Source organism: Planctomycetaceae bacterium (assembly GCA_041398785.1).
Taxonomy (GTDB): domain Bacteria; phylum Planctomycetota; class Planctomycetia; order Planctomycetales; family Planctomycetaceae; genus JAWKUA01.
Window position 1 is genome coordinate 66,937 of sequence record JAWKUA010000014.1, and the last position, 22,431, is coordinate 89,367.

Below are 22,431 nucleotides of genomic sequence, written 5' to 3' on the forward strand. Positions count from 1 at the left end.
TAACACGTGATTAAGCGAGGTTTAGGTGTCTACTGCTGAATCAAGAAGCGGATCTGCTGAGTTTGTCGTTCAGATCCGCCGTTGTGCATGTGTCGTGAAAGGCGGTCGCCGATTTAGCTTCGCTGCGCTTGTGGTTACGGGCGACGGCAGCGGACGCGCGGGATACGGTTACGGGAAGGCAACTGAAGTGCCGCTGGCTGTCGAGAAGGCCACGAAGCAGGCGAATCGATCACAGCATTCTGTCCCGTTAGTTGGCACGACAATTCCGCACCAAGTTGTAGGAACCTTTCGGTCGTCTCGTGTACTTCTGCTGCCGGCACGTCCGGGTACCGGTGTTATCGCGGGCGAATGTGTACGCTCTGTTGTCGAAGCCGCGGGCGTCCACGATATCCTTACCAAGAGCTTTGGGTCAACGAATCCGCTCAATCTGGTAAAGGCAACGTTTGATGCCCTGTCTCAGTTGCGAACGCGGGAAGTCATCGAACGCCTTCGGGGAGTATCTCTGTCATGATCCTGAATGACGTACACGTAGAGATTCAAAAAAGAAAGAAGCGCAAGCGGGTCGGTCGTGGCCCCGGTTCAGGTCACGGAAAGACGGCGGGCCGAGGACACAAGGGGTACTACAGCCGATCAGGGTCGTCACGTCGCGCCGGATTTGAAGGCGGACAGATGCCGCTCTTCCGTCGCGTGGCAAAACGCGGTTTTAACAATCGCGCCTTTGCTGACACTGTGGTGATCATTAATGTCGGCCAACTGTCCGATGTTTTTGAAGCCGGTTCGGAAGTCACTGCAGAGGCGCTTGTGGCGAAGGGAATTGTCCCGAGCCGATTCGATGTCCTCAAGGTGTTGGGTGACGGTGAACTCACGAAAAAGCTCACCGTGAGAGCTCATCGCTTTTCCCGAAGCGCAGAAGCGAAGATTGTCGCGGCGGGCGGGAAGTTTGAACGTGTCACTGTCTGACGGCAACGCCTGGCAACGGGCGACAGCCATCAGGGATTGAATGTCGGAGAGACACGATATGCTGACAAAGCTCGGAACAGTATTTAAGGTGCCGGAACTGCGGCGGAAAATCCTGCTGACAATCGCACTGCTCGCGGTTTATCGCATGGGTTTTTCGATTACGCTTCCGTTCATGGACCACGCCCTGCTCAAGGAGGCTTTCTCGAAAACTGATGACAGCGGAGGAGGATTGGGGAACCTGCTGCAAGTGGTTTCGTTATTTTCAGCATCGAGCATTACAAATGGGTCGATATTTGGTCTCGGAATCATGCCGTATATTACGGCATCAATTGTCTTTCAGTTGCTCGGAACTGTCTATCCGCCACTTGAACAGCTGCAAAAAGAGGGAGAAGCAGGCCGTCGCCGCCTGAATGAGTATACAAGGTATGCAACGGTGCTGATTTGTCTGTTGCAGAGCTTTTTCCTGATTCGGGGACTGGGTGCCGGGGCAATTTCCGGTGACGGCCGGAGCCTGATTATTGACGACTATAATGTATGGTACTGGCATCTGCTGGGCACGTTCGTGATGACTGCGGGAACGGTGTTCCTGATGTGGATCGGAGAACAAATTGACGCGTATGGAATCGGAAATGGAATCAGCCTTCTGATTATGGCAGGAATTCTCGCCAGAATGCCTGCTGCAGCCGGCGGATGGCTGAGCGGGATTCTTCAAAACGGAATTCAAGTTGGTTCACCCCAGGGTGTGGAGAAGCTGCTGGTTTTGGCTGTGCTGTTCGTGGCTGTCATCGTATGGGTAATCTTCATTACTCAGGGGCAACGGAAGATACCAATTCAAAGCGCCAAGCATGTTCGAGGTCGACGAGTGTCCGGCGGACAGCGGCAGTGGCTCCCCCTGCGGGTAAACCAAGCTGGCGTAATGCCGATCATTTTCGCGTCGAGCCTGCTCCTGCTGCCGTTCTTCGTGTTCAATCAGTTGTCAAATGTCTGGCAGGACAGCTCGATAATGAGGTCGCTTTCAACTGCGTTTTCACCTGGTCAGGGGTTCGTTTACAACCTCTGCTATATCGTGCTGATTTACTTTTTTTGCTATTTCTGGACGGCGATTACGTTTAACCCCCGCGATATGGCGGACAACCTGAAGGATATGGGTAGCTTCATTCCTGGCTATCGGCCCGGTGGACGAACCGCTTCGCACCTAGAGCAGGTGATGATTCGCATTACCTATGTCGGAGCTGCATTTCTTGCGATAATTGCTGTGATTCCCACTGTGATTTCAACGACTCTCACGGGTGATTACGCGATTGCAAGCTTTTTTGGGGGAACGGGGTTGCTGATTATTGTATCCGTTGCCCTCGACCTGGTGCAAAAGATTGACTCTCACCTGGTGATGCGAAACTACCCTGGATTGCTTGACTCCGACAACTGATTTGCGGCGTGTCAGCAATCTGAACTGTTACAATGTCAGGTGTCCGGCGTTTTTTGGAGAATTTGCCATGAAGGTCAGGTCCAGCGTAAAGCGAATTTGCGAGCACTGCAAGACGGTGCGCCGGCGAGGCCGAACTTACGTCATTTGTTCGGCCAATCCGCGTCACAAACAGCGGCAGGGCTAGTCCAGTTTAGCGCCGTAGCGACTCCGGAGAGATTTGAATGCCTCGTGTACTTGGTGTCGACATTCCAAATAATAAGCCAACGTATATTGCGTTGACCTACCTGTACGGCATCGGCCGCGTCCTGGCAGTAAAGATCTGCTACGAGCTGGGAGTCGATCCGCATGTTAGGGCAGGGGAGTTGTCTGAAGATGAAGTCAGCCGCATTACGAGCCACCTGGACAAGAACTACACCGTAGAGGGTCCGCTGCGGCGAAAAGTCCAGCAGGATATCGGTCGACTGAGAGAGATTCAGTGCTATCGCGGCCTGCGACATCGGCGCGGGTTACCGGTCCGTGGTCAGCGAACGAAAACAAACGCGAGGACCAGGAAAGGCCGCAAGAAAACCGTTGCCGGCAAGAAGGGCGTGAAAGACATGAAGCATTGACGGCAGGAAGAAGATCTGAAACATTCGCTCAGCCTCTGGTACGTTCAGCGACAGTGATCCTTTTTCAATAATCCGTGCGGGGGTGTTTCGGTCTATTGTATAGCTGAAATAGGTTCAGGGAATTAACGCGGTGTTGTCAGCATGCGGCCTTCCTGAAAAGCGCGGTTGTCGTCGAGCAAGGCCGTTGCGGATTGACGTTGCAGTGGTCATTGGCCGTCAGGCCGGTACTTTCTGATCAAAGAGAAACGATTGTGGCAAAAGTTAAGCAAAAAAAGAAGATTCGTCGCAACGTCACGAAGGGCATTGCCTACATCAAGGCAACGTTCAACAACACGATTGTGACAATGACCGACATCAACGGCGATGTGCTGTGCTGGGCGACTGCGGGGACAGTTGGTTTTAAGGGAAGTCGCAAGAGTACTCCGTTTGCAGCACAGCGAGCCGCCGAAACTGTGGCTGAGCGGGCTGCGAAATTCGGGGTCAAGGAAGTCGAGATTCGAGTCAAAGGTCCCGGTTCCGGTCGGGAAAGCGCGATCACGGGCCTGCAGTCATCGGGGATTTCCGTCCGTTCAATCGAAGACATCACCCCACTGCCACACAACGGTTGCCGACCGCCGAAGAAGCGAAGAGTCTGATCCTCTTCCTGATCGACAGTTCTCTGACAAATTGATGCGGGCGGGAGCTCGTCCTGGAGTGTGAAATATGCGAATCCGTTGGCGTGGTTTAGAGTTGCCCAGCCGGGTATTTCCGGTTCGGGAATCCCTAACGTCATCCTATGGCAAGTTTGTCGCGGAGCCGTTCGAACGCGGATTCGGCGCTACCGTTGGAAACAGCCTCAGGAGAATCCTGCTGTCAAGCCTTGAGGGAGCCGCCGTTACAAAAGTAAGAGTACAGGGCGTGCAGCATGAGTTTACAACTGTTCCGGGAGTTGTAGAAGACGTCACAGATATCTGCCTGAACCTGAAGTCCCTGGTGTTGAAGAACCATAGTGCTTCAGCGAAGACACTGCGAATTGAAAAGAACACTCGCGGCGTCGTCACCGGAGCAGATGTCATTTGCGACGACCAGGTAGAGGTCATTAATCGGGATCTGGTAATTGCGACGATGACGGACGACGTCCCGTTTCATATCGAAATGACAGTGGAGAACGGGCGCGGGTACGTTCCGGCGTCGGAGCACTACCATAACGATCCCGAAATCGGAGTGATTCCGCTTGATGCAACGTTTTCACCAATCACGAGAGTTCGTCACCACATTGAAGATACGCGTGTGGGCCAGCGCACCAACTACGATAAGCTGACTTTGGAGCTCTGGACGAACGGGACAATATCGCCATCGATGGCGTTGGTGGAGGCTGCCAAGATCCTTCGCAAGCACCTGAATTGCTTCATCACATATCGTGAACCAGGACCGGAGGCGTCGCCAGAAGGTGGTCTGCGGGGAATGATGGAAGCGACCGGGTATTCTCCGGTTGATATGGAATTGGAAGAAAAACTGAATAAGAGCCTGGCAGAACTGAACCTCTCCGTGCGGGCGACGAACTGTCTTGAGTCTGTTGGGATCAATACTGTTCGCGATCTGGTCGTCCGCAACGAAGACGAACTGTTACAGGTCAGGAACTTTGGTGAAACAACGCTTGATGAAGTTCGTGAGCGTCTTGAAGAAATCGACCTGCGGCTTGGAATGCGATTGCCCAATCAACAGCCGACGTCGTAACGCACACTGCGACGACCGGGATTTTACATCTGTCTGTTCTTGTTAGAGAGTGGTTGCCATGCGACATCGAGTTCGCGGCAGAAAACTGGGTCGGAACGCCTCCCACCGCGTTGCGATGTTTAGAAATATGGCATGCAGCCTGATTCGTACGGTCCGCGTCGACGATTCTGATCCGAACAAGCCCAGGGTTTCGGGACGAATCGTCACAACTGTACCCAAGGCCAAAGAACTTCGGCCATTTGTCGAGAAACTCGTGACACTGGCGCGAAATGCGTCGGCACATGAAGACAAGGCTGCGGAATTTGCGACATCGGCGGAACGCGACTCCGACGAATGGAAGACATGGAGAAAGTCCGAGCGGTGGCAGCAATGGGCTCAGGCGGTTGCGCCGGCAGTTGCGATGCGCCGCAGAGCCTATGCCATGCTGAGAGACCGAAACGCCGTTGACATCCTGTTTTCGGATTTGGCTGAGCGATTTGCAGATCGCCCTGGTGGGTACACTCGCATTATCCAATTGCCGAGAGTACGCCTTGGAGACGCCGGCAAACAGGCACTGATTGAGTTTGTCGGCGAGCGTGACCGAGTGAAATCGCGTCGCCGGTCGGCTCCTGTCGTTGTGAACGAGGAAACGGTGGCTGAATCCACGTCAGCCGAATGACGGAGCGCCGTCACAAGTGGAGTCATCTGGTGCCTTGTGGTGGTAGCCAGCGTGAACGTCGGCAACCACGCTTGAGCTAACGGACGTTACCGTCGCCATTGCTGCTGTGGTGATGTTTTTGCAGAATCTGGGTGCAGGTTGTAGGTGCTGTCCTTTTGGCTTCGCGACCATGCAACCCGAAACGCCTGGCAGGGACGGTGCGAATTGCTGTCGACTCCTCAGGCGCCGAGTGACTGCAGGACGCGACTTCCTGAAGACTCGATCTGCCACCTGGAACACCGCATAGGGCGTATTGCGCAAGATTTGCTTGGCTTGCTTCGCGAGAGCTGAGTAGCGATGGCAGAGTTCTGCGATTTCGTTCGTCGCTGTGTGACTTGGCCAATGCTAGACCGAACTTGAATTGCGAAAATGGGGTTTGAGCGTGTATTTTGTCGGGTGAAGTCGTGATTCCATTTTGGTGTTGTAGCCAGAAAATTAAGAAACAGGGCCAGGCGCGGCTCTGCCGAGTTGCTACAACGCCCGCATGAGCCACGAACCAATTCGCCGAGTCCACATCGAAACCGTCACCAGGGTCTACAAGGGCCGTGTTTATCGGTCCGTGTTGCTGCGGCGGTCCTTCCGCGAGGACGGCAGGGTCAGGCACGAAACCGTCGGCAACCTGTCCGATCTGCCCGACGACCTGATCGAGGTCATGAAGCGGCGGCTGGCCAGTGATCAGCCGCTGGCCGGTCACGGGGAAGCCATCCGCATCGTACGGTCGCTGCCGCATGGAAACGTGGCCGCGGTGCTCGGGACGGTGCGGAACATCGGGCTGGACCGGATCGTGTCGTCGACGCCGTCGCGGGAACGCGATCTGGTGCTGGCCATGATTGTGGATCGGGTGATTTCGCCGGGCTCGAAGCTGAGTTGCAGCGTCGGCCTGAATGAAGCCACCGCGCAGAACACACTGGCCGAAGAACTGCGGCTCGGCGACATCGACGTGCAGGATCTGTATGCGGCGATGGACTGGCTGCTGACCCGGCAGACACGCATCGAGAACAAGCTCGTGAAGCAGCATCTGGCAGACGGCACGCTGTTGTTGTTTGATGTGTCTTCAAGCTACTACACCGGCCGCAAATCGAGCCTCATTCAGTACGGCTACAGTCGCGACCATCGCCGCGACCGGCCGCAGATTGTGTACGGCCTGCTGTGCGATCGCGACGGCCGGCCGATTTCGGTGGAAGTGTTTTCCGGCAACACGGCCGACCCGGCCACGTTCACCGATCTTGTTCGGCGCGTGCGGAAGCGGTTCGGTCTTCAGCGGGTCGTGTTTGTCGGCGATCGCGGCATGATCACGTCCGCGCGGATCAACGCGGATCTGCGCGGTGTCGAAGGTCTCGACTGGATTTCGGCTCTCCGCAGCGATGCCATCAAACGGCTGGTGCAGGCGGGCCATGTGGACCGTTCGCTGTTCGACGAAACGGATCTGGCCGAGATTACGGCGGAAGACGAATTCCCCGGCGAACGGCTGGTGCTGTGCCGCAATCCGCTGCTGGCCGACGAGCGGGCGCGGAAGCGCGAAGAACTGCTGCGAGCCACCGAGAAGAAGCTGGATGTGATCGTCCGCGCCACGCAGCGCGAACACAATCCGCTGCGAGGCGAGCAGGCCGTCAGTCTGCGCGTCGGGAAAGTGATTGGTCAATACAAGATGGCCAAACACTTCGAACTGTCGATCACCGACGATGGCTTTTCCCATACCCGTCGAGAAGACAACATCGCGGCCGAAGCGGCGCTCGACGGATTGTATGTGGTTCGCACAAGCGTCCCGGCACAGCACCTGTCGCCGGAACACGTGGTGTCAGCCTACAAGAGTCTGTCGCAGGTGGAACGCGCGTTCCGCAGCATCAAGACGGTGGACCTGCAACTGCGTCCGATCTATCACCACAACGACGATCGCATTCGGGCGCACGTGTTCCTGTGCATGCTGGCGTACTATGTGGAATGGCACATGCGAGAGAAGCTGGCTGAGCTGCTGTTCGACGACACGGATCGGGAGGCGGCTCAGTCGGCGCGGCAGTCCGTGGTGGCTCCGGCGATGCGTTCCGAATCGGCCCGTCGGAAGGACGCCACTCGGCTGAACGACAGCGGTCATCCGGTGCAGAGCTTCCAGGATCTGCTGCAGGACTTGTCGACGCTGTGCCGCACGCGTCTGCGTCTGGAATCGTGCGAGGCCGAGTACCAGCAACTGACGGAATCGAGTCCGACTCAGCGCCGCGCGCTGGACCTGCTGGGCGTGACGGCATAGCCGGCCGTCCCGCGCCAAAATGACGGCCGCACCCGCCCTGTAGCCAGAACCTTCAATTTCGCGACGGTCACTTCGTGCGCAAAAACCCCGCAAAATTCAGCCTCAACCCGCAACGACCGCCCGGTTGAACCGCATCAAGTTCGGGTTAGTGGTTCTCCAGAATGCCGTGCCGACGAGAAATCGAGAACAGTTTTCCACATCGCCAGCACCGAACACAGCGTCTCTGGAGTACACCATAGAGAAGCCGCACCACGCGAGATTTCGTTTCGAAGAGTTCGAAGCGTTCCTGGTAGCGAGGACAGCGAATAATGCCCATAATGATCCGTTCCGGCGTTTCCTTCTTGAAGTCGCGTCAACTCAAACAACCTGGCCAGCACGATTGCAACGGCAGATTCCATGCTACACGTTCGCGGCAATTTTTCATTTTGATTCTGTAAAGATTCCATTCGGAGACTGCGGTCGGCGTCCGGACGATTCGGCCGCCTTATCGTGGGGAGACGCCTGGGGCACTTCTTCAGCACTCGCACGTCAACAAGAGTCTCGATAGTATTCACTTCCGCATCCTGTGCCGATGTCGTCATTGCAGACATCAGGACCCTGACAAATCGGTCATCAACATCCAGCGGTTCCTTTTCCTTCTTGTCTTGCCGACCTCAAGACCCCCTTTTTTGCAGGCGAAAAGGTGCCCGTCACCCATTGCCTGCGACCAGTCCAGCAACTTTCGCCGGTCCATCGCCCGAAGCAGCCTTCGCCACGCTTCGGTGATGATCAGTCCAGCTTCAGTCCTGCTTGTGCCGACGCCAGCATGTTGAAGAAGAAGGATATCGTTCTGTGGAAATCTTGCCATCGGGCACCTGTTTTCCAGAATCCATAAGATCCCTTCGAGGCAGGCTCGGGCTTCGACCAGGGCGTCCACCTTCGGGGACGGATCATGGTTCTAAAACAAGATCTTTGATCAGATTCCACTGGGAATCAGTGATAAATGGCTTCGGGGCCGTCCTGGACCCTGTCGTATTCGGCCGACGCTGTTTCGGCCACATGGACAGGGTAATGAGCATGTGAGCAACTCCTTTCGCCCACACTGGCATGCAATGTGCCTGCCAATCACTCAACAAAAATCAGGTTTGAAATGACCTCTGAGGGCATCTGGTAAGTCAGGTGATGTGGGCCAGGAGGTGTTCGTGTTCGTAGATTTTCCTGGGTGGTCGGGTCAGTCGGCGGAGCATGATATGAGACATGGCCATGTAAATGTCGGCCCGGGCGCTGGCAAGAGTTGCTTCGTGTTCGCGGCAGAACAGCCGGTAACGGCCCAGCCAGCCAAATGTGCGTTCCACAATCCATCGGTGAGGCAGAACTTCGAAGCCGCTGACGTCGTCGCTGCGTTTGACAATCTCCAGATCCCAGCCGAATTCCTGCTTTGTCGAATCGACCAGTTGGCCTCGGTAGCCTCCGTCCGCCCAGATCTTTTCCAGCCGCGTTTCACCGCGTGCTTCTGCAAACACCAGCCTGGCTCCGTCACGGTCCTGAACGCAGGCGGCAGTGATGACCACCGCGATCAGCAGTCCCAGGGTGTCCACCAGAATGTGACGCTTGCGGCCTTTGATTTTCTTCCCGGCGTCATAGCCGCGTTCTCCGCGGGTTTCGGTCGTCTTCGCCGACTGACTGTCGACGATGCCGGCCGAAGCCGTGGCCTCACGCCCGTTCTGTCTTCGCACGGCGGTTCGCAGAGAATCGTGCAGACGCTGCCATGTGCCGTCGTTTCGCCAGCGGGCAAAGTATTCGTAAACCGTGGACTTCGGCGGAAAGTCGTGAGGCAGCAGTTCCCACGAACAGCCGGTCCGCAGGCGGTACAGAATCGCGTTGACGATTTCCCTCAGATCGACCGTTCGTTCGCGACCGCCGCCGGGAGCCGGTGGCAGTTCCCTGTCCACATGCGCCCACTGTTCATCCGTCAAATCCGTGTTGTACGCCCTGCGAGCTGCTGTTCCTGACATGACTGACCTCCGTGTCGGTAAGAAAAGTTCCCGAAACCGACGCGGAGTTTCCACTCTCAACGAAATCTCGCCCAGACCAGTTATCTTCCCAGATGCCCTCTAAGGCTGGCGGTGTTGGTCGGTTGAGTTCAACGCCCCTCGACGCAACGCTGTGATCCGGCATTTCTGATGCGTTCCCGAGGGCTCGTGCGATCCGTATTGTCGTGCCGACTGCAACAGCATACTCTCCGCTGCACACACCAAGTGTGCGGGGAGCTCGCGGCGAATGTCGGGACATCAGTTCGATTTTTGTGCGGCTATGCGGCTGCTGTGCGAGGACATTTGTCGGCGCCATGCGGCATTTCGCCATATTGATATGCGGCGAGTGGCAGTAACGTATTCGCAGACGAGAACTCCCGCGGAATGGGGAATACAGGCGAAACTGACCCCGATGCGGTTTGAAGACGGTCGCCTGACGATGGTTCGCGACGGACGAGTGTGGGCGATCCAGCGGTTGTATCATCGCGGCCAAGAGCTGCTTTATATCCTGACGTTCTACCTGCCGCGGTTTCTGAATCTGTCATTCAGTGAAAAACTCGTGACCGTGTTTCATGAGCTGTACCATGTCGGTCCGCAATTTGACGGCGACATTCGCCGGTTCGACGGAAAGTGCTATATGCATACGGGCAGCCAAGAGAATTACGACCGGCAGATGGCTGCGTTCGCTGCACAGTACCTGAGGCGCCGTCCGGCAAGACGGCTGTATTCGTTCCTGGAACACGACTTTCCAGGCCTGCAGTCGCAGTTCGGCAACGTCGTCGGATTGCGTCTGTCGATTCCGCGCCTGATTGCTGTGGACGACGTTGCGGCATAGTGACGCATACTGGGTGCTGTTATGGAATTCGATCCCGCACAACGGCGACCCGCTGAATTCTATCAGCACATGCTTCGTGTGATCGTGCCCCGGCCGATCGCCTGGGTTTCGACAATGTCACCGGAGTCTGTCGCCAATGTTGCTCCGTTCAGCTTTTTCACGGGAGTGGGGTCGCGTCCGCCGAGCGTATTGTTTTGCCCGGCGAACCGGCCGGACGGGTTACGCAAGGATACGCTGCGAAACATTGAGAGAACGGGCGAGTTCGTCGTCAATGTCGTGCCGTGTGCATTGGTTGAGCAGATGAACGCATCCTCGGCAGAACTTGCTGCCAGCGAATCAGAGTTCGCTCACTGCGGGCTTACGCCGATTGACAGCAGGCGTGTCGCAGTTCCGCGCGTCGCCGAATCTCCTGTGCAGCTGGAGTGTAAGCTGATGCAGTCGATCCACATCGGAACCGGTCCCGGCGGGGCCAATGTCGTGATTGGCCACGTGGTACACTTGCATATCGACGACGCGATCATTGACACGAAAGGCCTTGTCGACCAGGACCTGCTGGATGCCGTCGGACGGATGGGCGGAGTCAGTTACTGCCGCACCCGGGATCGCTTCGACGTGCCGCGGCCGGATTGAGCCGGGTGAACCGTTCCGTGGTCCAACGCCGCACTGTGCGGCGACTGACACTGAGCACCGTGCCCGGCGGGAGCTCACTTGTCCGAGTCAGCGAGTCTGGCGCCGTCTGACAGTCAGGCTCGGAATTGACCTTCGCTGGTAATTACTTCCAGCCAGCGCCATTGGTTGAGGTGCGGATGCGGCAGATGTGCATGTCGGCGCAAATAAATAGTGTTGAGCCGTCTTCGCCCCAGCCACAATTGGCAGTCTTTTCTCCTGTGTCGAGTCGGCCCAGCAGCTTGCCATCAGGGGCAAACACGTAGACTCCACCGGGCCCAGTGGCGAACAGATTGCCTTTGACATCGGCTTTCAGGCCATCCGGGAGTCCCGGCAGTTTTCCAACGCTGTCGGTCGCGTCGTAGAACAGTTTCCCGGGTTCCAGCGTACCGTCGGCATTTACGGCGAACGACTTCCAGATTGCGGCTTGGGGATCCGACTGAGCCACGTAGAGCGTCTTTTCGTCCGGCGAGAAGGCGATTCCATTGGGGCGCGTCATTTCCTTCGTCAGCAGTGTAAGCTCACCGTTTTTGGCAAGCCGATAGACGCCGCAGAAGTCGAGTTCGCGGCGTTCGTCGTCATAGCGGTTGGGCAGTCCATACGGAGGATCTGTAAAGTAGAGATCTCCGTTGCTGTGATAGACGCCGTCATTGGGACTATTCAGTCGCTTGCCCTGATAGTTGTCAACCAATGTCCGTTTGCCGCCGTTACTGGTCAGCACGGAGACTCGCCGATCACCGTGTTCGCAGGACACCAGACGGCCCTGAGGGTCGCGAAGCAGTCCGTTCGAACCAGGTTCGAGTCCGTAGAAGACGGCTCCGGTGTAGCCGGAAGGCTTCAGGAACAGCGAGATACCTTCACCTTCCTTCCACTTGAACACGGAATTCCGCGGAATATCGGAAAATAGAAGGTAACCGTCGGTGGCCGAACCCATCCAGACGGGACCTTCCGACCACGTAAAACCGGACGCCAGCACCTCAATCTTTGCGTCGACGGGAATGAGTTGATTGATCGCCGGGTCCAGGCGAACGATGCTGCCGAGCGTTGCGGGTTCCTGAGCGGTGACAAACGAAGTCGTTGTCAGCAGGATGGCGAGTGCCAGCAGAGAACGGATGGCGGGCATGGCGAGTTCTTTCCGGGCGAAGTGAAAGGAGTGGAGACCTGGTATCCTGGCCGCGTTGCATCTTGAGAATCGACTGCGGCGGTGTCGAGTGACTGGGCGTCACTGTCGATGCAGCAGACGTCGCGGTGCGACCCCGATCCTTCGCGACGAGAGACTCGCGCATTGCCATTGAATTGCTGTCGTGCAATCAACGGCAGCGTGACGAGCTTCCGTTCGTGGTGATTCCCTGCGATGCGAGCCGTCAGCCGAATTTTGCGGAACGACGTTGGTGCACCGGCGGAAGGCGGCAACGGGGCGAGCCGGACTCGGCTGCGACTGGCTTCAGGGAATAGTGTCCGGGAGATCGCGTGTGTCCTGCCGGGGCAGGGCGGCATCCGGCGCGGTCTGTATGGCATTCAGCCATCGCCGACGGGCTTCGGGCAATTGCAAGCCGGGCACCAGCGAAGGGTTCCGTCGGGCCGCCGGAACCGACCGGCTGCTCGCCGGGGGCAGGTCTGCTGTTTACCATTCTGAAGTGATGCCTTCGACAGCCGATGTTCTCCGGCAACAGCCTGTTCCCGTCTATGCGAACGATTCAGAATTCCATCCTGCCTTTCCGAAACGGCGTCGCGCTGGTCGGCGCGTGTTGGGCGATGGGATGGGCAATTGCCGAGTGGCTGAGTAATCCCGTGCTGTCGATGTCACTCTGGCCAACGGACGTCAATCTGGTTGTCGGAAAATTTCTGGGAGCCCGTATCACCGAGGATTCCGTCAGTTGGCGACTGGAGCTGAGCGCGCTTGCTGTGACGGTGCGACTGACGGGACTGATGCTCCTGGTAGCATCGCTGGCATGGAGAAGGTGGCGATGGTCGGCTCCCAAACGACTGTCGAAATCGATTCGACAGACGGCATGCCTGTGGCTGATCTCATGCTGCTGGTGGCCCTTTTTTCTGCTAAGTGACCTGTTGCCTGGTGACGGTCTGGCCTGGTTTCTCGGATCGAGCCTGCCGCTGTGGATGATGACAACAGCAGCGGTGACGGTGTGGGTCTGGATCAGGACCGACGAGCAGCGATCCGGCGTCCGGGAATTTCATCTGCCGGATTCCGGGATCCGAGCGATTTTGCTGGTGAGCATGGCCGCGTGGATCGGCGTTTCGTTTTGGATGAATGAACGGCTCTACGCGGGACTGCTGGTTCCTCACGGTGATTCCGCGATGTATGAAGAACACCTTTGGAACATCCGGCATGGAAAGGGGTTTCGCAGCTACCTGGATCAGGGCCTGTTTCTGGGTGAACACATCCAGGTCATTCACCTGCTGCTGCTTCCGCTGCACATGTTGTGGCCGTCACATTTGCTGCTGGAACTGGCTGAGTCGGTGGCGCTGGGAAGCTGTGCGATCCCTCTCTATCGCATTGCCCGGCGGCACGGCGCAAGTGCCGGAGCGGCAGCATTATTGGGCATGGCATGGCTGCTGTTCTATCCGATGCACTTTCTGGACATCGCAATCGATCAGAAGACGTTCCGTCCGATTGCACTGTCGCTGCCGTTTCTGTTCTGGATGATCGACTGTGCGGAGCGGCGGCAGTTTGCGTGGGCAACCGTCTGGATGCTGGTGGCGCTGAGCGCGAAGGAAGACCTGGCTCTGGTGACATTTCCATTGGGAGTGGTGTTCGCGCTGCGCGCGGGGATTGCGGACCGCGGGTCGAGACGCGGGAATGCGGTGCCTGGCGGACCCGGTGAGTTCACACCGAAGTCCGGTGAGCATGGCCCGCAGGAAGTTCGTGGAGCAACGTCTGACACGTCGTCGGATTCGACGTCGGTCACATCGTCGCGGCTCGGGATCTGGTGGGGTGCCGGAGTTGCCGGGATTTCGATTTTCTACCTGCTGCTGGCAGTGCTGATTGTCATTCCGGCATTTCGATCGGGAGACGCGGTTCACTATGCGCGGTACTTCGGTGATCTGGGAGGCAGTCCGTCGGAACTGGTAAGAACGGCCATGACGGAACCAGGCCGCGTGCTGGCGCGGGTGTTCAGCTTTCGAACGCTGCTGTATCTGCTGGTGTTCACGGCGCCGCTGGGGTTTGTTCCGTGGAGACGACCGCTGGTACTTTCAGCGGGCGTGTTGACGTTCGGGATGCTGTCACTGCTGCAACTGGGAGACGATGTCGGCGGGTTTCCGCCAGTGCCGTATCATCACTTTCACGCTCCGCTGCTGCCGGTCCTGTTCTGGGCATGCGCGGCAGCGTGTGGCGAACGTTTTCGTCGTGCCGGGCAGTCAGCCCTGGCTGGGCACGCAACTCGATGGCGGGAACACGTTCGTCACATGTTCGGGCAGGCTTTCGCGTTGAGCGGGAACGACCGGCCGGTCAATGCGGCAGGACCTCCGTGTTCTCGCCGCAATCTCCAGGCTTCGAATCTTTGCCGCCTGGTGTTTCTCGGCTGCCTGTTTACCGGAATCACGGGGTCACAAATGCCGACGGGAGCAATGTTCTGGTCGAAGGAATCATCGTACGGCTGGCGGGCGATGTATGTTCCCGGTGAGCGAGCGGCGATGGTGCCGATTGTCCTGGAACAGATCCCGATGAACGCCCGTGTCGCGTCGACCGACTATATTCATACCCGACTGACACACCGTGAACGGTCATACGATTACAGCGACTACCTTCGGGCGGTCAGCAACTATGAAGATCGCGTGCCCGATGACACAGACTTTATTGTCATCGACACGGGACACCGCTACAGCACAATCAGGCATCCGGATCAGATCCGCGAACTTCAGCGGGAACCGGAGAAGTGGGAAGTTCTTCCGGATCGAACCAACGGATGGTTTATCGTGTTGAAGCGATCCGCGGACGGTCGTTGATCAACATGCAACGCGGAGAGATACATCATCCCCGCGACGATTCGGCGAGCGGCGCGACGGGAGTCCGCTATCGTCCAGGAACCGCAGCGGCGTGGTTCCCGGCGCGCAAAAAATAAGCCGCCGCGAAACCCGCATTTCGCGACGGCTCGGACCCCGGAACTGCACCTCTGTTTCCAGTGGGCAGTGAGGAACGATTCAGTGGTTTCAGACCTTTTCCCGCCCGGTCAGGCCGCACCCGACCGGGACAGACAACCGGCTCAGACCCGCAATGCTGAGCCGGTCAGTCGTGACTACTGAGCAGAAGTTCCCAGGATCAGTTCTTCTTCCTCCTCATGAATGATGATTCGCGGAGTCACCATCAACATCACGCTTTCAGTTTCCCGTCCGACCCCGCTGTTCTTGAACAGCCGGCTGATGTACGGGATCTTGTTAAGAATCGGCACACCGGCCATGTTGCGGCCTTCGCGAAGTCGCTTGATTCCGCCCAGCAGCACGGTGCCTCCGTCAGGAACACTGACGATGGTCTGGACCGTAATCGTTTCGATGATCGGCTGTTGCAGTGTCAGTGCACCAAGCCCTCCGGCCTGACCCTGCTGACCCTGTTGGCCCTGCTGGCCCTGCTGACCGCCGCCGAAGCCGCCCTGCTGGCCACCGCCGCCGAAGCCGCCGCCGATGCCGCCGAAGCCGCCCTGGCCACCGAAGCCACCGCCGCCACCGCCGCCAAACTGGCCGCCGCCCTGTCCACCACCCTGACCGCCGTTGAAGGCAGCCGCACCGCCCGCTCCGCCGTTGGCGAAGGAGAACGTCTGCAGGTCAATCAGGTTGTTGAATCGTGGCGACAGCGAAAGCCGGACATAGCGGCGGTCCGCGGAAATCACAGCACCAACGGTCAGGACAATGCCGTCTTGGATCTGGCCCAGGATCGGCGTAAATCCGACCGCTCCCGTTCCGACGTTGGCCTGCAGTCCGGCGACATAGGGTCGCGTGGTCTGGTCCTGAATCGTGGCGATCTGCCCGTTGAACAGCGTGACCTTCGGAGCAAACAGCACGTTCGCCCGTTCATCCGCCTGAGCAGCCTGGATGAAGAAGAAGGCTTCAATGTCGCTCAGGATCGCCATCCCGACCTGAATACCGGCGTCAGGATTGAAGTTCCCGAAGTCAGGCACACCGACTTCAAACGATCCCTGACGGAACTGGATGTCATAGTCGTTGGTGAACTGGCCGGGAGCCGCAAGTCCGGCAACCTGACCGCTGAAGTCGTCGCGAGTGGAATTCACGCGCTGGAACGTATCGAACAACTGTGTGACGACGCCCTGCTGGCCCTGCTGACCCTGCTGGCCCTGTTGACCCTGCTGGCCCTGGCCGCCCTGGCCGCCGCCGATACCGCCGACGCCGCCCTGACCGCCGCCGCCGCCCTGGCCACCGGCCTGACCCTGCTGACCAGCCTGACCGCCGGCAAGACCCTGCTGGCCGCCGGGGAAGGTCAACTGTCGGGAACCGAAGGCCGGAACGCCCGGAGGATCGCCGATGGTGTCATTGACGTTGAAGTCAAAGTCAACGCCGATTCGTTCGAAGAACCGGTCCGTCACGCTGATGAAGCGAACTTCCACGGTCACCTGAAGGTCCTGCAGCTTTCGCAGTTGTGCCAGCAGGTCCGTAATTTCGTCGTGAACGGCCGGAACCTGGCGGATGACAAGGCTCAGGGTATTTTCGTGACTGCTGATGTCACCACCGCCGCCATCGACGACCCACGAACCGGGTTCCACGGTGGACATGATCAGGTCCGTCAGTCCGGAGAAGTCAATTCCCCGTTCCGATACGGCACGGTCGCCGCTCCGGGGCCGGCCGTTGCCGTTGATGCTGACTGCAAGGTCATCCTGAACCTGAAACAGTCCATTGCCTCGGCGGGCAGCCCCGGCAACGTTGCCCTGAATGGCACTGCTGAAGGGCGACTCCGGCTCGGGGAGCCCCATCGGCACAACCAGGTCGGCAACGTTGTAGGCTCGGGATTCGTACCGGTTGTCTTCTTCCAGCCGGTTGGTGATCATCAGGACTTCGTCTTTGACGCTGAAGACCAGACCGCCGGCCTGATCCAGCAGCAGGTTCAATGCACTTCGCAGTGTGATGCCATCCACGTCAATGCTGACGGGCTGGCTTGGCGAAATGCCTTCCGTTTCGATGGCTCGTGTGTCCAGAGCAATGTTGATGCCGTGCACCGCGGCGATGTGCTTGATGACTTCCGTCATAGGCACGTCATGGAAGTGCAGCGAAATCTGTTCACTCAGGCTCTTTTCGATCAGCAATTCGCTTTCGGTCAGTTCCCGAGCGTCCGCCCGTCCGAACCGTGAGCGAGCCGTCTTCATGTCGAGCCATGTCTTGGCGTCAGGCAGGGTGTAGTCCCCCCGCGGGCCGGCCATGGATTCTTCGATGCCGTTGAACTGCTGAAGGTTCATGTCGGCCTGGCGAGACTTGACATCTTCATTGAACGCGTTTTGCCTCGCGAACTTTGACTTGAGCGTCATCGTGACGGCTTCGGGAGCCGTCGGATTCAGGTCCAGAGCCTTCTGAGCGACAAGTTCGGCTTCGGGAAATCGACGCTGTCTCATCAGATCATTGAACTGATCCGTGAGTTCGCCGAATTCCTTTTCGATGCGAATCTGGTTCTTGATGTCGCGTTCGATCTTTTCCTTTGTATTGCGATTGCGGTCCTGCAGAGCGATCTGCGGAGCACGCTGTTCCATGTAGCTGCGGATTCCGCTCTGGCTTCGCTGGACGTATCCGGCAAGAGTCTGAGTGGCTTCTTCGCTCAGTTCCGCTCCGTCAACGCTGGCCATCGTGCGGTCCAGGATTTCCAGAGCACCGGCGGGATTCTGTTCCTTCAGCTTTTCCGCACGGAAGACGGAATTCATGACTTCCGTTCGCAGACGGTCGTACCGCACGTCATGCGTATCGGCAGCCTCGGCAGCCTGATCGGCCGCACTGAATGCCGGCAGAGTGATTTCGTCAGACTCCACTGCCTGTCCGGACGCCAGCCGGACGCCGGACGGACGTTCGCTGGCCAGTTCCTGCAGAAAGTCCTGCAGTTGCTGACGCTTGAACGGTGCCAACTGCCCGGATTTCTTCCACGCGTGCAGAAACGCGGCTCGTGCTCCCATGCGGTTGTCAGCTCGCAGCAGTGCGATTCCCTGCTGATAGGCTTCGTCCGCGGAAAGTCCTTCCGGAATGATGACCGGAGTTTCGTTGGAGCGATCGAAATCGGCCGTTGCAACGCCTGTGGAGAATTCCTCCGTCGGCCATGCCGGCGAAGATTCGGGAGTGACGTCAACAGGCTTCCCGTGAGCCCGCGCATTTGACTGCGCGGGAGGCGTCTGTCGTCGTGCGATCAGGTCGGCTTCTTCAAGAATGACTTCCGGGCGATCTTCCATGACGCCGAAAGCAACATCCTGTTGTTGTGCCTGAATGGCCAGTCGTCGAGCTGTTTCCAGATCACCGAAAGCCAGAGCATCGCGTGCCTGAGCGACCAGTTCACGTGCGTTTTGGTCGGCGGAGGCGCCTTGTGCGATGGCGTGCTGAGTGCCGTGCGTTCCGGCTGCGTCCTGCTGAGCGCGTCCACCGAGTGCGCGGTCGATGTCGGCGAGGATCAGTTCGGGTCGGTCGTCCAGAACGCTGTATGTGACGCTTAGACGCTGCGCTTCGGTGGCGAGGTCGCGAGCATCGCTCAAACGGCCTTCCAGCAGAGCAGCACGAGCGTTCTTCAGCAGTTCGTGGGCACGCTGCGTTTCGACGGAAGCCGTCTGCCGCGGTTGTTCGTCCGAGAACCCGGCAGCCGGTTCGAAGCCCGATGCCTTCAGTCGGCTGATGTCGCGATGGACAACTTCGGGGCTGTCGTCAAACAGGCCATAGGCGACGTTCATCGCGGCGGCATTGTCTGCCAGTCGGCTGGCTTCGGTCAGGTTGCCGCGATCCATTTCGCTGCGAGCCTGCTGCAGCAGAGCAGTCGCCTGCTGCCACGAATGCTCTTCTTCGCGAGAACGAATATCCGGATTCGCGGGAGGGTATTGTTTGGTGAGGAAGGTCTCCGTGCCTTCAGCGCGGTCAACTTCCGCGAGGACGTGTTCGGGCTTCTCGTCCCAAAGTCCCCAGGCAACGTTCAACTGACGCGCCTGCATGGCTCGCGTACGAGCCACGGCGGTGTTGCCTTCGCTAAGAGCCTTGCGAGCTTCCTGAAGAAGCTGCTGAGCCTGTCGCTTCCTGAGCAGCTCGGCACCCGTTTTGGGCACGTTGCCCTTCGGTGCCGGAGTCTCCGCAGCGGCCTGTGCGAAAGGGTTTCCGGAAGCCGGCTCGGCGGCTTTCGGTTCCAGGTCGGACCAGTCGACGTCGTTGGTCACTGACCAGTCCTGCCCGGAACCGCTGTTCAGCGACTTCAGGAAGTCCTGCGGCGTTTGTTCGCCGGGTTGCCAGTCGGAGGACAGCGAGGCAGCGGTTTCGGCCAGTTTCCGGGCTTCCTCGATGTTCCCTTCGCTCGCGCGTTTGCGAGCATCGTTCAGAAATTTCCTGGCGGCTGAACCGTAGCCGTCTGCGTTAGCAGACTCGGTCTGAGCCGACAGTGTTCGGGATGGGTCACTGCCGCTGAACAAATACAGCGACGCGGCCATCACCGACACGCACGCGATGAATCCGATGGCCTTAGGCACGTGAACTTCCTCCTTCAGGCAGACACAACAGAATCGTCCTGATTCCGGCACACTGTCACCTGCCGGTCACGCGGACCAACAGATCGCACAGGATCAATTCCGAACTTGATGTTTCTGGAAATCACACCGCCTGCCGGCACTCGTCATCAGTTACCCGCAGGCAATTTCCAGCCCGTGATCCGGCCCCTCTCACCCATAGCGGATGCGCAGGGAACCAGTCCGGAGCGGGTTGATAGCCGTGATGTTCCGAACAGGTCAATACGGCATGAAACCTCTGTTCCGCCTTTTTTTTTCGATTCCGCAAATCCGGTTCTGGCATCGGCATTGGCTGCCGAACGCAGGTCAAAATCGCTCAGGTCCGGCCGAAATCGCACCACAACCTTCTGCAGGATGTGCCGAGTCAGCACACCGCAACCCACGGGCAGATGGGCAAACAGGGAATCCCGAAGAAAACCGGAAGGCAGACAGGCGGAGAAAATGAGGTGGCGAACGGAGCGGCTCTGCCGTCAACTTGCGTTCGGAATAAGTCCGATTGACTCGGTCGCCCGGCAGATACTACGGATGCCGATCGCGATTGCCCCGTGTCCCTCACGGGCAAGGCCAGCTCCGGCCACAGTCGCGAAGTCCTGCCACTGGTCGCAAATAGAACCACGCCCAGGCAGGGCAGGAATCATCGGGCGCCTGCAGCTCGATGCGGCGACGTTCGTACATGCCTTCGTCGACACCTTCGACCCGGTCCAGGCGCTTCAGACATGACTGCGATACGGAATACAGCTCACCATTGACGGCGATTCCGTCGCGTGCGACGCGAATCAGACCGGGATATGATCCGCAATCGAACATCCGATACACCGGCTGCGTGATCGCCGTGCGGAGAAACTCCTGGTCCTGAAGTTCGACGGCCAGTTCGCAGCCGCGTTTCAGCGATCCGTAAACAAAGATGCGTTCAGACTGACTCACCACGGGGATCCTGATGAACGGCGGAAACAGGCTTGAGCGGCAAGGCGAAGATGAGACACTGCGGAACCGCAGGCAGTCGGCCGGAAAAGCATGACGTCTCACCGAACGCGCCGCGGGATCGGTCCGCCGCCACGGTTTTGTTCTCCGCTTTGTCCTCCGTCACGGGAGCGCCCGGTTTGATTCAGCAGCATACGATCGAAGTTCGGGTGCGGTACAGCGAAACGGACGCAATGGGCTTTGTTCACCATTCGAACTACCTGAACTACTTCGAAATGGGCCGCACGGAACTGTTCCGCCAGCAGGGCGGGAATTATCGCAATATGGAACTGCAGGGGCTGTTCTTCGTCGTCGTAAAGCTTCAGTTGCGATTCCGCAAGCCTGCGCGGTACGACGACGTTCTGACACTGGAGACGCAGATCACCCGTTCGACGCCGGCTCGCATTGAACACGGCTATCGGCTGCTGCGCGGCACCGAATTGCTGACGGAAGCGTCGTCGGTGATCGCCTGCGTCGACCGAAACGGCGAACTGCAGCGCATTCCGGATGACCTGGCGGACCTGACATCAGATGCCTGAGGCGGACCGGGTGCGATTGGCACCTGAGTGCAGAAATCGCGGCGGAATTCGTGCAGCGTCGGCGAAAATCCCTGCTCGTGTATGAGAACTCTAGGCAAATTGAGCGACCTGGTTGACATTTGCCGGTTTCGTAACATACGGTCCCTCGCTGCTGGTGAGCTGTCTTTTGCCGTCCGGATTCCGGAGGCAGGCAGCACATCATCGGAACGTACCGGTGATGCAGACATGGAATCAGGTTGAGAAGGAAAGACAATGAAACACACAGTACTTCTGGCCCTCTGCGGGCTGCTGGCGTTCACGGCTTCCACAGAGGTCGAAGCGGGAAGGCGAAATGCAGGCTGTTGTGCGCAGCCAGTTCGGCAGCGAGCGTGCCGTGTTCGTCCGGTTCGCTGCCGTCCGGTGCGTCACACGCATAGCTGTTGCAACACGGGCTGCAACACAAGCTGCGGGTCCACGTACACAATGACAAGCTACGGCTGCGGTTCGTCCTGTGGTTCAAGCTGTGCTTCGACATGCAGTGCACCGATCAGCACATGCTCCACATGCAGCAGCTCGTGCGGCAGTTCCTGCGGTGCACCGATCAGCACATGTTCGACTTGCAGCAGCTCGTGTGGTGCTCCGGTCAGCACATGTTCGACATGCGGCAGCTCCTGCGGCGCACCGATTTCCACCTGCAGTAGCTGTGGCGGCTGCGGAAGCTTCACGACCTGCGGCATGTCCTCAAGCTGCGGCTCAGCAGGTTGTGGCAGCGTCAGCGGTTGCGGAGCAGGCGGCTGCGGCGTGATTTCGACATCAGAGCCTGTCAGTGCTCCGGCTCCTCCGGCACCGGCCACGGGCGCAGAAGACGCTCCGGCTCCTCCTGACGCCATCTAGTTTTCCGCCCGAGCGGCTGCCAGACAGTCTTCAGCAACGATGCTGAAGCGAGCATTCCGCGGTGGGTGATGCCGGTCGAGCCGACCGGCCTGCAATTCTGAAAAAGACGGCAAGAAGCCGTCTTTTCTTATGCGCACGCCTCGAATCGCGCGACCGCACCGTCAGCTAGCGCCCGAGCCGGCGGTTTAGATGACGTCC

Annotated in this window: 18 protein-coding genes; 13 read left to right on the forward strand and 5 right to left on the reverse strand. The window is 58.5% G+C overall.

Annotation, left to right across the window (positions count from 1 at the left end; genetic code table 11):
- Positions 1-25 precede the first annotated feature (25 nt).
- The 9 genes from rpsE (at position 26) to R3C19_16830 (ending at position 7,652) form a co-directional block, all read left to right on the forward strand.
- A complete protein-coding gene (rpsE, locus tag R3C19_16790) occupies positions 26-511 on the forward strand; it encodes a 30S ribosomal protein S5 (GenBank protein ID MEZ6061999.1) in 486 nt (161 codons plus the stop codon).
- Positions 508-960: a 50S ribosomal protein L15 gene (gene rplO, locus R3C19_16795; protein MEZ6062000.1), complete on the forward strand. Its 453-nt coding sequence runs from the start codon at positions 508-510 to the stop codon at positions 958-960. The genes rpsE and rplO overlap by 4 nt, the downstream gene beginning before the upstream one ends.
- 58 nt (positions 961-1,018) lie before the next feature.
- Entirely contained in the window at positions 1,019-2,386 is a 1,368-nt protein-coding gene (gene secY / locus R3C19_16800; GenBank protein ID MEZ6062001.1) for a preprotein translocase subunit SecY, read from the forward strand.
- 67 nt (positions 2,387-2,453) lie between these two features.
- Positions 2,454-2,570, forward strand: coding sequence for a 50S ribosomal protein L36 (gene rpmJ, locus R3C19_16805; protein ID MEZ6062002.1), 117 nt, complete (start codon positions 2,454-2,456; stop codon positions 2,568-2,570).
- A gap of 37 nt (positions 2,571-2,607) precedes the next feature.
- Positions 2,608-2,994, forward strand: coding sequence for a 30S ribosomal protein S13 (gene rpsM / locus R3C19_16810; protein ID MEZ6062003.1), 387 nt, complete (start codon positions 2,608-2,610; stop codon positions 2,992-2,994).
- A 251-nt stretch (positions 2,995-3,245) separates the two neighbouring features.
- Complete coding sequence (rpsK, locus tag R3C19_16815; GenBank protein ID MEZ6062004.1) at positions 3,246-3,629, forward strand: 30S ribosomal protein S11; 384 nt, start codon at positions 3,246-3,248, stop codon at positions 3,627-3,629.
- 67 nt (positions 3,630-3,696) lie between these two features.
- A complete protein-coding gene (locus R3C19_16820) occupies positions 3,697-4,710 on the forward strand; it encodes a DNA-directed RNA polymerase subunit alpha (protein ID MEZ6062005.1) in 1,014 nt (337 codons plus the stop codon).
- A 58-nt stretch (positions 4,711-4,768) separates the two neighbouring features.
- Complete coding sequence (locus R3C19_16825; protein ID MEZ6062006.1) at positions 4,769-5,368, forward strand: L17 family ribosomal protein; 600 nt, start codon at positions 4,769-4,771, stop codon at positions 5,366-5,368.
- Positions 5,369-5,891: 523 nt separating this feature from the next.
- Positions 5,892-7,652, forward strand: a complete 1,761-nt coding sequence (locus R3C19_16830) for an IS1634 family transposase (GenBank protein ID MEZ6062007.1) — start codon at positions 5,892-5,894, stop codon at positions 7,650-7,652.
- A 1,154-nt stretch (positions 7,653-8,806) separates the two neighbouring features.
- Here R3C19_16830 and R3C19_16835 read toward each other — a convergent pair.
- Entirely contained in the window at positions 8,807-9,646 is an 840-nt protein-coding gene (locus tag R3C19_16835) for an IS5 family transposase (protein MEZ6062008.1), read from the reverse strand.
- Positions 9,647-9,911: 265 nt separating this feature from the next.
- Between R3C19_16835 and R3C19_16840 the strand changes: the two genes are divergently transcribed.
- On the forward strand, positions 9,912-10,499 hold the full coding sequence (locus tag R3C19_16840) for a putative metallopeptidase (GenBank protein ID MEZ6062009.1): 588 nt from the start codon (positions 9,912-9,914) through the stop codon (positions 10,497-10,499).
- A gap of 69 nt (positions 10,500-10,568) precedes the next feature.
- Positions 10,569-11,129: a flavin reductase family protein gene (locus tag R3C19_16845; GenBank protein MEZ6062010.1), complete on the forward strand. Its 561-nt coding sequence runs from the start codon at positions 10,569-10,571 to the stop codon at positions 11,127-11,129.
- Positions 11,130-11,271: 142 nt separating this feature from the next.
- Here the strand turns inward: R3C19_16845 and R3C19_16850 are convergent, their stop codons facing one another.
- Positions 11,272-12,288: an SMP-30/gluconolactonase/LRE family protein gene (locus R3C19_16850; protein MEZ6062011.1), complete on the reverse strand. Its 1,017-nt coding sequence runs from the start codon at positions 12,286-12,288 to the stop codon at positions 11,272-11,274.
- A 563-nt stretch (positions 12,289-12,851) separates the two neighbouring features.
- Here R3C19_16850 and R3C19_16855 point away from each other — a divergent pair.
- Positions 12,852-15,131, forward strand: coding sequence for a DUF2079 domain-containing protein (locus R3C19_16855; GenBank protein MEZ6062012.1), 2,280 nt, complete (start codon positions 12,852-12,854; stop codon positions 15,129-15,131).
- A gap of 290 nt (positions 15,132-15,421) precedes the next feature.
- On the opposite strand, the gene R3C19_16860 is transcribed toward R3C19_16855, so the two are convergent.
- The gene (locus tag R3C19_16860) at positions 15,422-19,825 is read right to left on the reverse strand and encodes a hypothetical protein (GenBank protein ID MEZ6062013.1); all 4,404 of its coding nucleotides are present in this window, start codon (positions 19,823-19,825) and stop codon (positions 15,422-15,424) included.
- Positions 19,826-20,413: 588 nt separating this feature from the next.
- Positions 20,414-20,785: a gamma-glutamylcyclotransferase family protein gene (locus R3C19_16865; GenBank protein MEZ6062014.1), complete on the reverse strand. Its 372-nt coding sequence runs from the start codon at positions 20,783-20,785 to the stop codon at positions 20,414-20,416.
- Between the two features lie 50 nt (positions 20,786-20,835).
- Between R3C19_16865 and R3C19_16870 the strand changes: the two genes are divergently transcribed.
- Positions 20,836-21,360, forward strand: a complete 525-nt coding sequence (locus R3C19_16870; protein ID MEZ6062015.1) for a thioesterase family protein — start codon at positions 20,836-20,838, stop codon at positions 21,358-21,360.
- Positions 21,361-21,830: 470 nt separating this feature from the next.
- Here R3C19_16870 and R3C19_16875 read toward each other — a convergent pair whose 3' ends face one another.
- Entirely contained in the window at positions 21,831-22,229 is a 399-nt protein-coding gene (locus R3C19_16875; GenBank protein MEZ6062016.1) for a hypothetical protein, read from the reverse strand.
- Positions 22,230-22,431: the final 202 nt, after the last annotated feature.

Bases quoted from the DNA above. Each gene is read 5' to 3' on its own strand.
- R3C19_16850 (MEZ6062011.1), bottom strand. From the start codon at position 12,288: ATGCCCGCCATCCGTTCTCTGCTGGCACTCGCCATCCTGCTGACAACG.
- R3C19_16825 (MEZ6062006.1), top strand. From the start codon at position 4,769: ATGCGACATCGAGTTCGCGGCAGAAAACTGGGTCGGAACGCCTCCCAC.
- R3C19_16875 (MEZ6062016.1), bottom strand. From the start codon at position 22,229: ATGGCGTCAGGAGGAGCCGGAGCGTCTTCTGCGCCCGTGGCCGGTGCC.
- R3C19_16830 (MEZ6062007.1), top strand. From the start codon at position 5,892: ATGAGCCACGAACCAATTCGCCGAGTCCACATCGAAACCGTCACCAGG.
- rplO (MEZ6062000.1), top strand. From the start codon at position 508: ATGATCCTGAATGACGTACACGTAGAGATTCAAAAAAGAAAGAAGCGC.
- rpmJ (MEZ6062002.1), top strand. From the start codon at position 2,454: ATGAAGGTCAGGTCCAGCGTAAAGCGAATTTGCGAGCACTGCAAGACG.
- secY (MEZ6062001.1), top strand. From the start codon at position 1,019: ATGCTGACAAAGCTCGGAACAGTATTTAAGGTGCCGGAACTGCGGCGG.
- R3C19_16870 (MEZ6062015.1), top strand. From the start codon at position 20,836: ATGAGACACTGCGGAACCGCAGGCAGTCGGCCGGAAAAGCATGACGTC.
- R3C19_16845 (MEZ6062010.1), top strand. From the start codon at position 10,569: ATGCTTCGTGTGATCGTGCCCCGGCCGATCGCCTGGGTTTCGACAATG.
- R3C19_16820 (MEZ6062005.1), top strand. From the start codon at position 3,697: ATGCGAATCCGTTGGCGTGGTTTAGAGTTGCCCAGCCGGGTATTTCCG.
- rpsM (MEZ6062003.1), top strand. From the start codon at position 2,608: ATGCCTCGTGTACTTGGTGTCGACATTCCAAATAATAAGCCAACGTAT.
- R3C19_16840 (MEZ6062009.1), top strand. From the start codon at position 9,912: ATGTCGGGACATCAGTTCGATTTTTGTGCGGCTATGCGGCTGCTGTGC.
- R3C19_16855 (MEZ6062012.1), top strand. From the start codon at position 12,852: ATGCGAACGATTCAGAATTCCATCCTGCCTTTCCGAAACGGCGTCGCG.
- R3C19_16835 (MEZ6062008.1), bottom strand. From the start codon at position 9,646: ATGTCAGGAACAGCAGCTCGCAGGGCGTACAACACGGATTTGACGGAT.